We start from the raw sequence: 13,401 nt of genomic DNA, 5'->3' as shown, positions 1-13,401 counted from the left end.
GAGATGTCATGAACACCGCTGATGTCGTACGCCGCTACTACGAACTCGCCAACGACGGCGAATGGGACACCTGGTGCGACCTGTTCGCACCGGATCAGACGATGGACGAGCAGTTGGCCGGGCATGTGGCGGGCCGGGAGACGCTGCGGGAGATGATGAAGGGCTTCCCCACCATGTACGCGAGCTTCACGAACACGCCGGTGCACGTCGTGGTGCAGGGCGAGAAGGCCGCCGTGGTCTCGCACATCTCCGCCCGTACCCCCTCCGGCGCGCAGGTCGAGGCCGACGTCTGCAACTACTTCGAGATCGTCGACGGGCTCATCCGGTACATGACCAACGTGCACGACACCGTGCCGTTCGCCGTCGCGATGGGCCAATGACGTGGCCGGCATGATGCGGTGGTCCCACGTAGGGCTGAACTGCGCCGACCAGGCGGCGACCGAGGCGTTCTACACCCGCTGGTTCGGTTTCCGCCGCGCCCGGGTGGTCCGCGCCGGCGACGAGGAGGTCATCTTCCTCAAATCCGGTCCGGTCTACCTGGAGCTGTTCGCCTCGGCAACGCCGCCGGCCTTCCCGGCCGAGAAGGACGGTCCCACGCACCGGGGATCGGTACGCCACCTGGCGTACCAGGTCGACAGCGTCGACGACTTTCTGGCCGCCGCCCGCGGAGAGCTGACCGTGACCCTGGGACCACTGTCCTTCGACGAGTTCATCCCCGGCTGGCGGACGGTCTGGGTGAGTGACCCCGACGGGGTGGTCGTGGAGGTGAGTCAGGGTTACACCGATCAGGCCCCCGAGGAGCTGGCCGCGGCCTGAATCGCCCGGCCCGCACGAAACAGCGCCTCCGCCGCACGGCGGAGGCGCTGTTTCGTCGGGTCAGATCGTCGGGAACGGGACACCGGTCAGCTCCGCGCTGAACGCCCGGAGCCGGGCACGGGCGTCGTCGTCGTACGCCTGGCTGTGCGCGCGGGCGACGTCCGCGCGGTTGAGGTACTGGCCGGTGACGACGGCGTACTCGGGGTCGTCGATCAGCCGCACGACGTTGGTCGTCCCCTCCGCGATGGTGCTGCGGGGCGTGTAGAGATGCGTCACGATCTTGGTGGGCATGTACGACGCCGGGTGCAGGGCGTTGACCGTCACCCGTTGATCCTCGTACGCCGCGGCGAGGTCGAAGCTGAGCATGATCTGGGCCAGCTTCGCCTGGCAGTAGGCCTGCTCGCCGCTCCACCCGCGGCGCAGCATCACGTCGTCGAAGTCCAGCGGCGCCTGGCCGGCCGAGGAGACATTCACGATCCGGGCCGGGGCGTGGCGGGCCAGCAGCGGCGCCAGTCGCACGCTGAGCACGTAGGTGGCCAGGTAGTCGACCTGGAAGGTGAGTTCGTGGCCGTCCTCGCTGTCGCGGCGCTGCAGCTCGACACCCATGCCGGCGTTGTTGACCAGGGTGTCCAGCCGCGGCTCGCGCAGGACGTGCTCGGCGAGCTCATGGATGTCGCGCAGGGACGCGAAATCGGCCGTCACGTAACTCAGGCGGGGGTTGCCGGTCGCGTCGCGCAGGTCGGCCAGGAGCTCCTCACCCTTGGTCTTGTTGCGCCCGTGCAGGATCAGCGTGGCGCCGCGGGCGGCCAGCTGCTCCGCGACGGCACGGCCGAGGCCGTCAGTAGCGCCGGTGAGCAGGATCGTACGACTGCTGAGATCGGACATGACGCACCTTTCACGATGGTGGTGGTGGGCGGGGACACACGGGCGGGTGACGGCACGCTGCGGCGTGCCGTCACCCGTGGTCCAGCGGTGGTGGGGCCGGTTCACTCGACGTTGACGACCACGGACTTGAGCTGCTGGTACTCCTGCAGGCCCTCCGGGCCCAGCTCGCGGCCGTACCCGGAGTCCTTGTAGCCGCCGAACGGGATGCTGTTCTCGAACATGGCCCAGGTGTTCACCCAGACGATGCCGGCCGCCAACTGCGCGGCGACCCGGTGCGCCCGGGTCAGCGAAGCAGTGTGCAGACCCGCGGCCAGGCCGTACGGGGTGCCGTTGGCGATGGCCACCGCCTCCTCGTCGGTGTCGAACACGGTCACCGTCAGGACCGGCCCGAACACCTCCTCCTGGGCGATGCGCATGTCCGGGGTGACCTCGGTGAACAGGGTGGGCTCGTGAAAGAAGCCGGGCCGGTCGACCGGGTTGCCGCCCGCGCGCAGCGTGGCACCCTCCGCTTGGGCCAAGGCCACGTAGCCGGTCACCCGGTCGAGCTGTGCCCGGTGCGCCAGCGGCCCCATCATCGTGGCCGGGTCCAGCGGGTCACCGACGCTGGTGGCCTCGATCACCTTCGTCAACCGGCTGACCAGTTCGTCGTGGACACTGCGGTGCACGAGCAGCCGGGAGCCGCTCATGCAGAACTGCCCGGTGTTGAAGAACGCGGCCTGGAAGGCCCACTGGGTGACCGCGTCGAGGTCGGCGTCGGCGAAGACGATGTTCGCGCCCTTGCCGCCCAGCTCGGCGGTGACCTTCTTGAGGGTTCCCGCGGCCTCGGCGATGAGCTTCTTGCCGGTGGCGGTGGACCCGGTGAAGGCCAGCTTGATGACCCGGGGATGGCGGGCCAGCCGGGCGCCGACGGTCGGGCCGTCGCCGGTGACCACGTTGAAGACCCCGGCCGGCAGGCCCGCGCGGGACATGATGTCGGCCAGGTACAGCGAGGACAACGGGGTCTGCTCGGCCGGCTTGAGCACGAAGGTGTTGCCGGCGGCCAGGGCGGGGGCGATCTTGTTGACCGCCAGGTTGAGTGGGAAGTTGAACGGCGTGATCGCCGCGACGACGCCGAGCGGCTCCCGCCGGGTGTAGCCGAACGACCGGGTGCCGGCCTGGCGCATGGCGCCCTCGATCTGTTCCACCATCCCGGCGTAGTACCGGAAGCCCTCAGCGGCCTGCGGCACGTCGAAGCCCTGGGTGAAGATGATCGGCTTGCCGACGTCGATCGACTCCAGGCGGGCCAGCTCGGCGCCGTCCTCCTCGATGGCGTCCGCGATGCGCAGCAGCAGGCGCGCCCGCTGCTTGAGCGTGAGTCCGCTCCACTGCGGCGAGACGAAGGCGCGCGCCGCCGATTCGACGGCGTCGTCGACGTCGCCGACGGTGCCCCAGGCCTGCCGGCACACCACCGCACCGGTGGCCGGATCGATCACGTCGCGGAGCTGGCCGTCGGCGGCGGGCCGGAACTGCCCGTCGATGAACAGCTGCACGTCCTGTACGGCATTGGCGGTTGACACAGTCACGATTCTTCCAATCCTCAATGCGGGCGGACGGGGCGATTACCGGGTCTTCCGTCGGGCCTTCGGCAATGCCTAAGGCATTCGAAGCAATCGATCGAAAGAACTGATTCGACGGTAACGTCTCAGATGATTCGATCGACTGATCCGGGGCCACCCGACGGCGAATTCGTCAAGTTCCCGCCCGAATCGGGAACAGTTCAGGGTTTCCCGGCAGGACGCCCGACAGCGGCGTGCAGAATGCCCGCCGCGACGGCGACCGCGGCACCGGTCAGGCAGAGCACGCGCACACTGGTCCCGCCGTCGAGCAGGACACCACCGAGCGCCGCCCCGACGGCCTGTCCGAGGTAGATGCCCGAGGCGTTGAACGAGATCACCACGCTGGGCAGCGTCGGCACCAGGGCGGTGAGCCGGTGGTTGTTGGGCGTGGACACCGCCCAGCCGGCAGCGCCGTTGAGCAGCATCACCACAGCGACCGCGACGAACGAGGTGGCCAGGGTCAGCGCGGCGAGGGTGATGACCAGCAGGACGATGGCGGCGGTCAGGGTCCGTTCGGCGCCCCACCGGTCGGTGAGCCATCCACTGCCGAAGGCGCCGAACACCCCGCCGATACCCCAGACGAGCAGGGCGACCGCCAGTTCGGTGCCGCTGACGTGCGCGATCCCACCGAGGATCGCGGCAGTGTAGGTGTACACCATGATGCTGGCGCAGCTCTCCAGCAGCATCACGCCGACGATGGCCACGACCCGGCCGTGGGCCAGGACGCGGAAGCGCTGCGCCAGCGGGACTGCCGGCGGGACCGGCAGGGTGGGCAGGACCACCAGCACGCCGAGCAGGGCGACGGTGCCCACGGCGGCCACGAAGAGCAGACTTCCCGACCAGGACAGGTGCTGGCCGATCCAGGTACCGACGGGTACGCCGAAGACGGTGCCGACAGTGAGTCCACCGAGGATGACCGACAGTGCCCGGCCGCGGCGGGCGGGCCCGGCCAGGGCGGCGGCCGCGGCGGAGGCGTTGGGCGTGTAGAGCGCCGCGCCGATGCCGGCCGCGACCCGGGCGACCAGCAGCAGGGTCAGGGTCGGGGCGGCTGCGGAGGCCACGTTGGCCACGATGAACAGCGTCAGGGCGAAGGCCAGGAGCGGTTTGCGGGGCAGGCGGCTGGTCAGAGCGGCCAGGAAGGGCCCGGCCAGGCCGTAGGTGAGGGCAAATGCGGTGATGGTCTGACCGGCCTCGCCAGTGGAGACGTGCAGCCCCCGGGCCATCTGCGGGAGGATCCCGGCCAGGACGAAGGAGTCCGTACCCATCGCGAACGAGCCCACGGCGAGTACGGTGACGGACTTGACCCAGCCGGATCCGCTGGGGCCGGGCGCCGCGCTGGGGGCGCCCATGGTGGTCGACGATGTGCTCACAGTTCCACCCTGGTGTCTTCGGGGAAAGTAGTACAGAAGGTTGTTTATGCTGGTGTAAAGACCACCAGGACAAGCGCGCGGCGGAGGTGCTTCCATGGCAGGCATGGCGCAGCGTGAACTGCTGGCGGGTTTCCTCCGGTCGCGGCGGGAGATCCTGACGCCCGAACAGTTGGGTCTGAAGCCGGGCCCCCGGCGGCGTACTCCCGGTCTACGCCGCGAAGAGGTCGCCCAGCTGTCCGGGGTCAGCCTGACCTGGTACACCTGGCTCGAGCAGGGCCGTGACATCGGGGTGAGCCGGCAGGTCCTCGATGCGCTGTCGCACACTCTGCAACTGACCCCGGCGGAGCGGCGGCATCTGTTCACGCTGGCCGGCACCGCGGTGCCGGCCGAGATGCCGCAGCGGCTGGAGGTCAACCCGACCCTGCGCCGGTTGGTGGACACCCTGGACCCGAACCCCGCTCACGTGGTGGACGACTGCTGGGACCTGCTCGCGGCCAACCGGGCGTACGCGTCGCTGGTCGGTGGCCTGGCCCACCTGCCCCGGGAGGAACGCAACAGCATCTGGCTGCTGTTCAGCCGCCCGGAGATGCAGTCGCTGCTGGTCGACTGGCAGCGCGAGGTCCGCGACATCCTGGGCCAGTTCCGCATCGCCGTGGGGCAGCACCCGGACGACCCGCGCACCACCGCCCTCATCGAGACACTGACCCGGACGAGCGCGTCGTTCCGCGCGCTCTGGGAAAAGCACCCCGTGCATGCGTTCCGGCCCACCATGAAGCGGTTCAGCCATCCGCAGGCCGGCCGACTGGACCTGAACTACACCAAGCTCGATGTGGCCGAGGCACCCGGTCAGCACCTGGTCGTGTTCATGCCCGCCTCCGACGCGGACGCCCTCGCGCTGCGCCGCCTCGTCGACGAGTCGCCGCACGAAGCCCTGCTCTGAACGGGCACCCGCCGCCTCCCCGGCAAGGGGAGACAGCCGGTACGCCGCGGCCGGTCAGGTGGCGACCACCGTCACGGATCGGTCCAGCCCGCTGTCGCGCAGAGCTGCCCGGACGGTCTCGTCCGCACCGTCGACGATCACCTGCGTTCCCGGGCGCACCTGCTGCTGGGCCAGGGCCAGGCAGCGGATGCCCGCGCCGGATATCGACCGGAGCTCATCGAGATGGATCACCAGACGGCGTACCGGGGTGCGTGCCGCCTGCTCGACCAGATCACGCAGCCGGTTCACGTCCGGACCGAGCAGGTCACCGGCCAGGTGCAGGGTCGCGGTGGAGTCGGAGATGCCGAGGTAGGCCTCGAAACTCATGGTCACGTCCTTTCGTCGGGTGCAGCGGTCAGCAGGAGCACGCTGTGGCTCTGCAGGGTGCGGGTGTCGGTGGCCAGCGCCGGTCCGGTGCCGGGCGCATGGCTGGGCGGCGTGGCGGCGGTGTCGGCACCAACAGACCAGTGGGTGCCCGGCGGCGGTGCCGGCAGGCGGATCTCGACCGGGGTGTCAGCCGTGTTCGCCGCGACCAGCGCGGCGTCGCCGATGCCGTCGTCGTCCCGGTGGTAGAGCAGAGCCACCAGCAGGCGGGACTCGTCGCCCCAGTCGGGCGCGCCGGGCCGGGTGCCGTGCCAGGAGATCGGGGGCAGCGGCCAGCCGTCCCGGGGCCGGCCGTCCGGGTGCTCGTCGAGCCGCAGCACCGGATGGGCGCCCCGCTGGGCGATCAGGTGCCGGGTGAAGCGGACCAGATCCGCGTTCTCGCGGACCGTGTCCCAGTCCAGCCAACTGGTGGCGTTGTCCTGGCTGTAGGCGTTGTTGTTGCCGCCCTGGGTGCGGCGGGACTCGTCGCCGGCGAGCAGCATCGGGACGCCCCGGCTGGTGAACAGCAGGGCTAGGGCGTTGCGCTGCTGACGGCGGCGGACCACCGTGATCGCGGGATCGACGGTCGGACCTTCGTGCCCATGGTTCGAGCTGTCCTCGTCCGCGATGCCGTCCCGGCTGTCCTCACCGTTGGCCTCGTTGTGTCGTCGGTCGTAGCTGGTCCAGTCGGCCAGGGTCAGGCCGTCGTGGCAGGTGACGTAGTTGATCGAGGCGACCGGTCCCCGGCCCGGGTAGAGGTCGGGCGATCCGGCCAACCGGGTCGCCATCTCCGCGGTGCTACCCGGCCGGGCGAGCAGGAAGCGACGCACGGCATCGCGGTACCGTGCGTTCCACTCCGCCCACCGGTGGTGGTGCGGGAACGAGCCGGTCTGGTCCAGACCGGTGGCGTCGGTGGCCTCGGCGATCAGGAGCCGCCCGGCCAGGACCGGGTCACCGGCGACCGTCGCGATCAGTGGCGGGTCGGCCATCACCCGGCCGTCGTGGCCGCGGGTGAGGATGGACGCCATGTCGAAGCGAAAGCCGTCGACGTTGTACCGGGTGACCCAGTGTCGCAGGCAGTCGAGGATGAGTGCGCTGGTCACCGGATGGTTCGGCTGTACCGTGTTGCCGGTGGCCGTGAGGTTGACCGGCCGGCCCGCCGGGTCCAGCAGGTAGTAGGCCTGCTCGTCCAGTGCCCGTAGGGAGAGATCAGGACCGCGGTGGTCGCCCTCGGCGGTGTGGTTGAAAACCACGTCCAGCACCACCTGGATGCCGGCCCGGTGCAGGGCGGCGACCAGGGCCGCGAACTCCGCGTCCGGCTCGGTCGCCGCGTACGACGCCTTCGGCGCGAAGAACGCGACCGGGTTGTATCCCCAGAAGTTGAGCAGTGGGGCGCCGCCGGCCGGATCGCTGTAGGTGTTGTCGGTCTCGTCGAACTCGGCGACCGGCAACAGCTCGACACAGTTGACGCCCAGCCGCTGCAGGTACGGGATCTTCTCGATCAGACCCGCGTAGGTGCCCGGGGCGCGGACCCGGGAGCTGGGCGACCGGGTGAAGCCGCGGACGTGGGTCTCGTAGATGATCAGGTCCTGCGGCGCGATCTGCGGCCGGGGACCCCGTGCTCCACCTTGCTCGGGCAACACCCGGGCCGTACGGCGGTGCGGGCGCTGGCCCCAGCCGGTGGTGGTGAAGACCTTCGCGTACGGGTCGACGACCTGGATCGGTGGTTGCTCCGGCGTGCGCTGTACGCGCAGCTCATAGCCCACGCCGGCCAGACCGGGGCCGTCGAGACGCATCGTGTGGACGGTGCCGACCCGGTGCTCCGGACGGAACCGGTACTCCCCGGTGGTCGCGCCCGTGACCGGATCCAGCAGCAGCAGCCACAGGGCCGAGGCGGTGCTGTGCACCGCGAAGTTCACGCCGTCGCGGTCAGCGGTCGCGCCGAGCGGCTCCGGCCGTCCCGGGCCGGCGGAGACCACCGCGGACACGCTCAGGGCCGACGCGCTCACCGCTGCGGCTCCGTGGCCCGCAGCCGAACCTTGACGGTGACCCGTTCGGGCGTGTTCGGCAGGGTGACGGTCATCGCCTCGGCGTCGAAGTCGTCGTATGGGGTTCCGTCGATCAGGACGGAATCGAGCACGACCCGGCCCGGCGGCAGCGCGTCCGGCGCCACCCGCAGCTTGCCGCCGGGGAACTCGGCGTCGAGCCTGGGGCGGAACCACAGGGTCAGCGGCTCCCGCCGGATCAGCAGCCGGGTGTAGACCTCGGCCAGGAAGCACAGCTCCGCCTTGTGGTACATGCTCATGGCGTGGCTGCCCTTGAGCCGCTCGTTGCCCACGTGGTAGGGCAGCCCTTCCGCGAGCACGGTGAAGTGGACGGCACCCTCATCGTGGTCGAGGAAGAACGCGTTGTAGAAGGCCGACGCCTCGTCGGCGTGGCGCAGGAAGTCCGCGTCATGGCCGGTACCGGCCATGATCAGGTACGCGAGGATCGCCTGTTCCTGTTGCCACCAGGTCTTGCGGTCGTGCCAGGCGAAGGCGTGCGGGCCCCGTTCGTCGGCCACCCGTTCGACCATGTCGTACCAGCCACCGCGCTGGGCGTCCCGGCCCACCGCCGGCATCGTCCGCCCGATGCGCTCGGCCAGATTCCGGTACTCGGGCTTGGGTCGCATGGACTGCATCCGGGTCAGGTTCCAGGCGATTTTGAGATTGTGGCCCACGACCGCCCGGTTCTGCTGCCAGCCCCAGTGGTGGTCCGGGGTCCAGTCGGCGTGGAAGCGCTCGTTGACGAACGGGCTGCCGTCCGGCCCCGGGTCCGGCAGATGCGTGGTGATCATGTCGAAGGTGTGCTCCAGCATGTCCAGGTACTGTCCATCGCCGGTCGCCAGGTACAGATTGATCAGGTACGCCGGCGCGTGGTCGCCGACGGAGTTCCAGTTCTTGCGGGACGCGTTCGGGCCCAGTGAGGGGTGGTGCGGATCGAGTTCCACCGGGTCGACGTGCGAGTAGTAACCGCCCAGCCGGGTGTCCCGGAAGAACTTCTCGAACAGCCGTACCGTGCCCTCGATGTCGCGCAGCAGGGTGGGATCCCCGGTGAGGCGGTACGTCTGCACCAGGCCGACGAGGGCGTAGATCTGCTCGTACGCCGGGACGGCCCGGTAGTCGTCACCGAACTCCGAGGCGAAGTAACGCTGTTCCCGCGGGCCCTCGACGTCGACGCCGTGGTACCAGTAGACGACGTCCTCCGCCGTGTCCGCGTACCGCAGGTGGTCGTGCAGGTACTGGCTGCCGCGCTCGGCGACGTCGAGGAAGTCCTCGTCACCGGTGAGCAGGTAGGCGGTCGCCATGCCGTAGACCAGCCGGGAGATCGTGTCGGTCTCCTGTACCTGGCGGTGGGTCTTCTCCCCGCTGCTGCGGATGTCGGTGCGGTAGTCGGCGAAGTCGACCGGCCCGGTACCGAACTGCGACCGCCGGTAGAACCGGGCGAGCTGCGCCAGCTGGCGGGTCCACCAGCCGCTCTCCTCGAACGGTGGCCGGCCGTCCGGCTCGGTGACGAACAGCAGCTGGGTGGCCTGGAAGTACAGCCCGTCGGCGGTGGGATAGACCGGCCCGTAGCTGAACAGCAGGACGCCGGGTTGCAGCAGCTCGTCGATCCGGCCGGTGGCGTCCCGGTACGGCTCGCCCAGGTTGCGGAGCTGGTGGGCATAGGTGGTGGCCGTGAGGTGCACGGTGACCGAGCGCCCGTCCACGGTTCGCAGCCGCAGCCGGTCCCCGATGCGTTCCTGCACGTAGCCGGCGACGCTGTCGGAGAAGGTGAAGTCGACCTCAGCCTTCATCGCCGGGCCCGATCATCTCGATCACGGCGCGGGCCAGCAGCTGACATTGCTCGACGGTCCGCCCGGTCACCAGATCCGCGTCGATGACCAGGTCCTGGTTGGTGTAGCGGGCACCCATGTTGCGGACGTCGCCGACGAGGTTGTTGTGGCAGGTGACCGCCCGGCCCCGTACCAGGTCGGGGGCCGCCGACATGAGCAGCAGGCCGTGGCACGAGAACGCCTTGACCAGTTTCGGCAGCCGGAACGCCCGGCGCATCAGCTCCACCGCGGGGGCCAGGCGTTCCACGTCCTCGCTGTAGCGCAGCCGGTCGGCGACCATGCCGGACGGTACGATCAGAGCCGACAACCGGGCCAACTCGCCGTAGCCGAGCTGCTCGAGGTCACCGTCGACGCGAATGGCGGGCCCGTTCTCGGCACCGGTGAAGGTGAGGGCCGGCTGCCCCCACAACCGGGTCAGCAGCAGGACCTCGGCGCCCTCCTCGGCGAACCGGCGGCGGTAGTACCCGATCTCGTCGGTGACGAAGTCGTTTTCGATCAGGATCCCGACCCGTTTGCCGGCCAGGCGGCCGGGCGACGGGATGACTGGTGCTTGCATGTGAGCTCCTCGGCTCTTCGGGGTGGTGGCGGCTCCGCCGGTCCGGCCGCCACCACGGTGGCGGCCGGACCGACGATCAGGCGGCCACGAGGGCCTCGGTGTGGACGGTGACGGTACGGATCCGCACCACGCCGTTCTGGAGCACCACGCCGATGGACTGCCCCGGCCGGCCGGGACCTGCGCTGACCACCGCCTCGGCATGCCGGGGCGAGACCAGCCGGACCGTGACCGCACCGGTGCCCGCCTGCTGGGCCAGGCCGCCCGGCTGGGCGCGGTACCAGGCGTCGAACTCGGTCCGGCCCCGCAGAGCGCGGTCGCCGACCTCGACGAGCAGGCCGTTGGCGAAGTAGTCGTGCAATTCGTCGGGCGGCGCGTGCCGGGTGAGGGCTTCGTTCCATTTCTGGACGAGCTCGCGGACGTGTTCCTCGCGAAGCGTCTCCGGTGGGGACAGGTTCACAGAATCCTCCCGGTTGTCAGGTGATGGCCAGGTCGATGAGGTAAGGACCGTCGTGCCGGAGCATCTCGGCCACCGCCGGGCGTACCTGGTCGGCCCGCTCGACTCGGCGGCCGGGCACACCCAGCGAGGAGGCCAGGCCGGCGAAGTCGATCGGGGGCCGGGACAGGTCGAAGGCGTCCGGCGAGCTGTGCGGGGCGATGCCGAGTTCGCTCCAGTACTGCTCGAGGTTGTCGTCAAGCAGCCGGTAGCGCTGGTTGTTGCAGATGACGAACTTGGCGCCGATGTCATACCGGGCGGCGGTCCACAGCGCCTGGAAGGTGTACATGCTCCCGCCGTCGCCGGTGAAGCCGACGACCGTGGACTCCGGGCGGGCCAGCTTGACCCCCATCGCGCCGGGGATGCCGACGCCCAGGGAGCCGCCCCGGGTCTGGAAGAAACGTCCGGGCGTGCGCGCCGGCAGGTGGGTGGCCAGCGGCCCGCCAGCCGTGAGAGCCTCGTCGAAAACGATCAGGTCGGCCGGGGCCTGGGCGGCGAGCTCGTAGGCGAAGTCGTCCATGAGCGTCCCGGCCGGCGGTGACCCGGGCCGGGACCGGTGGTCAGGCACCGCCTGCCGGCCTCGGCCCAGGATGCGCGCCACCGCCTCCAAGGTGAGCTTGGGGTCGGCGACCAGGCCGAGATCGACCGGGTGGTTCTTGGCGATCTCGTACGCGTCCAGGTCGACGTGCACGATCTTCGCGTCCGGCGCGAACGGGTTGCCGAGACTGGGGAAGACCTCCGGGAACACGTACGTCCCGACGATCAGGACAGCGTCCGCGTCGGCCACCACCCGGCTGCTGACCCGGCCGAACATGTGCCCGAGCTGACCGCCATACAGTGGGTGGGTGGTGTCGAAGTTGACCTCCGAAGAGTTGACCCCCCAGACCGGGGCCTGGAGGAGTTCGGCGACCTCGGTGAGTTCGGGCTGGGCGTCGCTGACGGCGACCCCGTCCCCGACCAGGATCAGCGGCCGTCGGCCCTGGGCGAGCAGGCCGGCGGCCGCCTCGACCAGATCGGGGGCCGCGACGCTACGGGTGTGCGGGATCGATGTCGGGACGACCGCCTCGGTGGTCACCTGGTCGAGCACGTCGGCCGGCAGGACCAGCACCACCGGGCCGCGCGGTGGTGTCATGGCGATCTTGACGGCCCGGCGCAGCATCCGCAGGATCGAGCCCGGGTCGAGTACCCGGAGCACGTCCTTGGTCACCGGCCGGGCCATCGAGACCAGGTCGGCGGCCATCTGCGCGTCCATCGAGTCGTAGCGCACTCCGGCCTCACCGACGAGCACCACCAGGGGCGATCCGCCCCGCTTGGCCTGGTACAGCATCCCGATCCCGTTACCCAGGCCCACACTGCTGTGCAACTGGACGAGTCCGGGCCGGCGGGCGGCGCGGGCGTACCCGTCGGCCAGGCCGACGGCCACCCCCTCGTGCAGCGTCAGGGCGTAGGACGTCGACGCCTTGGCCCCCTCGTCCAGCCAGCCCTGTTCGACGGTGCCCGGATTACCGAACATCCAGGTGATTCCGTCAGCGGCGAGTTGCTCGTAGATCGCTGCCTTGCCCGGTCTCGCCGGCATGGCCCGCTCCTCTCGTCGGTGTGCGGACCGGTCACCAGCCGGCCCGGCGCAGCCCGTTCTCCAGCACCTCGACGAGTGCCTTGCCGCCCGGTATGGAGTCCGGGGTGGACCGGGCGGTGATGAACGGGAAGTCGACGATCACCGAGGTCTCCCTACCGACGTTGCCGTGGAAGGCGCCGTCGGGGGCGGTGGCGTCGCGCAGGATGTACTCCAGCGGGTACGGCGGCGGGCCCATGTTGAACTCCACCCCGACGAAGCCGGTGCCGTCCTTGTAGTCGTACTCCTTCGGGTGACCGGTCACATGCTTGCCGCGCAGCAGGCTCTCGCGGGTCTCCAGGTCGCGGGCGAAGGCCAGGACGGCGACGCCGTAGCACTCGGCCAGGATCGGCTTGTCAGCCGCGGCGAAGGCGAGCACCAGCTCGTGCAGCCGCTCGTTGTTGGCCAGGTCCACAATGGGCCCGCTGCCGCCGACGATGACGAGCGCGTCGAACCCGGCCAGCAACCCGTCCACGGCCCGGTCGAGCTGCCGGTGGTAGTCCTCCAGGTCGCGCAGGTGGTTGAGCACGCTGTAGTACGGGCGCTCCGGGAGGAGGTCCTGCAGGCTGAGCGGGTCGTCGAGCCGGTTCGATCCGTCGACCTCGCGGACCTTGCGGGCCATGTCGCGGGTGGTGACCGAACGGCCCAGCGGCGGGTCGACGTACTCCGCGTCCATGCTCGGCGGCAACGCCACGGCCCGCTTGCCGGTAGGGGTGGCGAAGGTTACCCGGTAGCCGCGGGCGTCGAACACCTCCAGCGGGCCGACCAGTTCCTCTCCCCAGTAACCGAATTCTGAGAGCACCGTCAGGATTCGCTTGGACATGCCATCTCCCATCCATCTCTACGAATGCTTTTCCG

At 70.1% G+C, this 13,401-nt stretch carries 13 protein-coding genes; 3 read left to right on the top strand and 10 right to left on the bottom strand.

Annotation, left to right across the window (positions count from 1 at the left end):
- The first annotated feature begins 8 nt into the window (after positions 1–8).
- Positions 9–380 carry a nuclear transport factor 2 family protein gene (locus tag O7625_RS05860; RefSeq protein ID WP_282344903.1) on the top strand — a complete coding sequence of 124 codons (372 nt, stop codon included), beginning with the start codon at positions 9–11 and terminating at the stop codon, positions 378–380.
- Positions 381–390: 10 nt separating this feature from the next.
- A complete protein-coding gene (locus O7625_RS05855) occupies positions 391–816 on the top strand; it encodes a VOC family protein (RefSeq protein WP_282344901.1) in 426 nt (141 codons plus the stop codon).
- Between the two features lie 60 nt (positions 817–876).
- On the opposite strand, the gene O7625_RS05850 is transcribed toward O7625_RS05855, so the two are convergent.
- The 3 genes from O7625_RS05850 to O7625_RS05840 form a co-directional block, all read right to left on the bottom strand.
- The gene (locus O7625_RS05850; RefSeq protein ID WP_282344899.1) at positions 877–1,701 is read right to left on the bottom strand and encodes an SDR family NAD(P)-dependent oxidoreductase; all 825 of its coding nucleotides are present in this window, start codon (positions 1,699–1,701) and stop codon (positions 877–879) included.
- A 101-nt stretch (positions 1,702–1,802) separates the two neighbouring features.
- On the bottom strand, positions 1,803–3,257 hold the full coding sequence (locus O7625_RS05845) for an aldehyde dehydrogenase family protein (RefSeq protein WP_282344898.1): 1,455 nt from the start codon (positions 3,255–3,257) through the stop codon (positions 1,803–1,805).
- A 200-nt stretch (positions 3,258–3,457) separates the two neighbouring features.
- Positions 3,458–4,666 (bottom strand): MFS transporter, encoded by a 1,209-nt coding sequence (locus O7625_RS05840; protein ID WP_282344897.1) that lies wholly within the window; start codon positions 4,664–4,666, stop codon positions 3,458–3,460.
- Positions 4,667–4,760: 94 nt separating this feature from the next.
- On the opposite strand from O7625_RS05840, the gene O7625_RS05835 reads away from it, so the two are divergent.
- Positions 4,761–5,606: a helix-turn-helix transcriptional regulator gene (locus O7625_RS05835; protein ID WP_282344895.1), complete on the top strand. Its 846-nt coding sequence runs from the start codon at positions 4,761–4,763 to the stop codon at positions 5,604–5,606.
- 54 nt (positions 5,607–5,660) lie between these two features.
- Here the strand turns inward: O7625_RS05835 and O7625_RS05830 are convergent, their stop codons facing one another.
- The 7 genes from O7625_RS05830 to O7625_RS05800 all read right to left on the bottom strand — a co-directional run bounded on the left by O7625_RS05830 (position 5,661) and on the right by O7625_RS05800 (position 13,366).
- Positions 5,661–5,972 (bottom strand): STAS domain-containing protein, encoded by a 312-nt coding sequence (locus tag O7625_RS05830; protein WP_282344894.1) that lies wholly within the window; start codon positions 5,970–5,972, stop codon positions 5,661–5,663.
- A 2-nt stretch (positions 5,973–5,974) separates the two neighbouring features.
- Positions 5,975–8,017: an alpha-amylase family glycosyl hydrolase gene (locus O7625_RS05825; protein WP_282344893.1), complete on the bottom strand. Its 2,043-nt coding sequence runs from the start codon at positions 8,015–8,017 to the stop codon at positions 5,975–5,977.
- Positions 8,014–9,843 (bottom strand): AGE family epimerase/isomerase, encoded by a 1,830-nt coding sequence (locus tag O7625_RS05820; protein WP_282344891.1) that lies wholly within the window; start codon positions 9,841–9,843, stop codon positions 8,014–8,016. The genes O7625_RS05825 and O7625_RS05820 overlap by 4 nt, the downstream gene beginning before the upstream one ends.
- On the bottom strand, positions 9,833–10,438 hold the full coding sequence (locus O7625_RS05815) for a DJ-1/PfpI family protein (RefSeq protein ID WP_282344889.1): 606 nt from the start codon (positions 10,436–10,438) through the stop codon (positions 9,833–9,835). Before O7625_RS05815 ends, O7625_RS05820 begins: the two co-directional genes overlap by 11 nt.
- Before the next feature lie 76 nt (positions 10,439–10,514).
- A complete protein-coding gene (locus O7625_RS05810) occupies positions 10,515–10,895 on the bottom strand; it encodes a hypothetical protein (protein ID WP_282344887.1) in 381 nt (126 codons plus the stop codon).
- Positions 10,896–10,911: 16 nt separating this feature from the next.
- The gene (locus O7625_RS05805; protein ID WP_282344885.1) at positions 10,912–12,507 is read right to left on the bottom strand and encodes a thiamine pyrophosphate-binding protein; all 1,596 of its coding nucleotides are present in this window, start codon (positions 12,505–12,507) and stop codon (positions 10,912–10,914) included.
- A 31-nt stretch (positions 12,508–12,538) separates the two neighbouring features.
- On the bottom strand, positions 12,539–13,366 hold the full coding sequence (locus O7625_RS05800; protein WP_282344883.1) for a type 1 glutamine amidotransferase domain-containing protein: 828 nt from the start codon (positions 13,364–13,366) through the stop codon (positions 12,539–12,541).
- Positions 13,367–13,401: the final 35 nt, after the last annotated feature.

The organism is Micromonospora sp. WMMD714 (genome assembly GCF_029581315.1).
GTDB classification, from domain to species: Bacteria; Actinomycetota; Actinomycetes; order Mycobacteriales; family Micromonosporaceae; genus Micromonospora; species Micromonospora rifamycinica.
The sequence above is the reverse complement of the archived record's forward strand: the minus strand, read 5'-3'. Positions and strand labels throughout refer to the sequence as shown.

Coding starts and splice junctions, on each gene's coding strand:
- O7625_RS05835 (WP_282344895.1), top strand. CDS start 4,761: ATGGCAGGCATGGCGCAGCGTGAACTGCTGGCGGGTTTCCTCCGGTCG.
- O7625_RS05815 (WP_282344889.1), bottom strand. CDS start 10,438: ATGCAAGCACCAGTCATCCCGTCGCCCGGCCGCCTGGCCGGCAAACGG.
- O7625_RS05800 (WP_282344883.1), bottom strand. CDS start 13,366: ATGTCCAAGCGAATCCTGACGGTGCTCTCAGAATTCGGTTACTGGGGA.
- O7625_RS05850 (WP_282344899.1), bottom strand. CDS start 1,701: ATGTCCGATCTCAGCAGTCGTACGATCCTGCTCACCGGCGCTACTGAC.
- O7625_RS05805 (WP_282344885.1), bottom strand. CDS start 12,507: ATGCCGGCGAGACCGGGCAAGGCAGCGATCTACGAGCAACTCGCCGCT.
- O7625_RS05860 (WP_282344903.1), top strand. CDS start 9: ATGAACACCGCTGATGTCGTACGCCGCTACTACGAACTCGCCAACGAC.
- O7625_RS05855 (WP_282344901.1), top strand. CDS start 391: ATGATGCGGTGGTCCCACGTAGGGCTGAACTGCGCCGACCAGGCGGCG.
- O7625_RS05830 (WP_282344894.1), bottom strand. CDS start 5,972: ATGAGTTTCGAGGCCTACCTCGGCATCTCCGACTCCACCGCGACCCTG.
- O7625_RS05820 (WP_282344891.1), bottom strand. CDS start 9,843: ATGAAGGCTGAGGTCGACTTCACCTTCTCCGACAGCGTCGCCGGCTAC.